Raw genomic sequence first — 1,214 nt, 5'->3', positions numbered from 1 at the left:
TAAATTCTCAAACGCAGATAAAACAATGAATCGGTTCCGCACTCCCGATTTTCGCCCGCGAAAAGCATCCATTCGAGGTTGCACCAGGGAAATAGCTGAATAAAAAAGAATATTTTCAGTGACCCATTTAAATTAAGTTCCTAATTATTGAATAGTGCTATAATTCAATCAGTTATAAAGGAAGAGGTGAACATTCATAAAAAGTGAATTGGGTTTATTATCTGAACAGGAGGCATTAAAGAGTTTATTGCGCCGACTACCTGCAAATCACTCCTACCGCAAGTTCCTGGAAGTGGAACTTCACAGGTCCGTTGCTGGAAAAAATGGCGAAGACAGGGTGGAAAAGAAATTTAAGGAGTTTTACCTGGATGAGGAGTACCATTTACTCAGGAATATCAGTTTAAGGATCAAAGATTGGAGAGTACAATTTGATTTCATCCTGCTGACGGAAAGTTGCGCTGTTATTGTAGAATCAAAAAATATCAGCGGCAAAATCCATTTTAAAGAAGAAACAGGTGAATTTTTTAGATACAACAAAGATGATATGAAGGATGTTTTCGATGACCCGGTAATTCAGTTGAAAAAAGAGATTCACTTCTTGACTATCTGGTTAAATCTAAGAAAAATAAATCTGCCTGTTAATGGACTAATTGTTTTTACCTCGAAACAATGCGAATTTATTTCTAAGCCCAAAAATGTATATGTCTGCAAAACATATCAGCTTAATGATTATCTTCATAAAATACTTCAACTACATCCCCCAAAAGCTGAAATTCCAAAGTTAATTAAAATTAAAAAGACAATCGAAACTAATCAGTTGCCTTATGAAAGGGTTCCGTTATGCGAGTACTATCATCTCAATATTGAAGATCTGGAATATGGCGTCTATTGTCAGGAATGCAAATGCCACTCGATGCACCGGAATAAAAGGAGTTGGCTATGCGATCAATGTGGCCTTCGAAACCGAAATGCGCACAAAATGGCAATTCAGGAATTTTTTTCTTTAGTCGGCACCACGATGACGAATCGGCAATTTCGCTCTTTTTGTAAAATTGAATCTCAGCCAGTCGCAACTCGGTTGCTGATCGAATGTGAAATGGATGCAACCGGAAATTCTAAAGGCAGAAAATATTTTTTGAAAAACTAGTGTGATAAATTTTCAATGTTTTCGTTCAAAATGGAACGAACGCAGATAAAACTCCCTGAACGCAGAA

The 1,214-nt window shown here is 36.7% G+C and carries 1 protein-coding gene; it reads left to right on the top strand.

All coding sequences use genetic code 11. The annotated features are described in order from the left end of the window. Positions 1-247 precede the first annotated feature (247 nt). Positions 248-1,147: a nuclease-related domain-containing protein gene (locus KW93_RS13690; protein WP_152602464.1), complete on the top strand. Its 900-nt coding sequence runs from the start codon at positions 248-250 to the stop codon at positions 1,145-1,147. Positions 1,148-1,214 lie beyond the last annotated feature (67 nt).

It is taken from the genome of Planococcus sp. CAU13 (assembly GCF_000775575.1).
Taxonomy (GTDB): domain Bacteria; phylum Bacillota; class Bacilli; order Bacillales_A; family Planococcaceae; genus Planococcus.
This window is presented reverse-complemented; position numbering and strand designations above follow the sequence as displayed.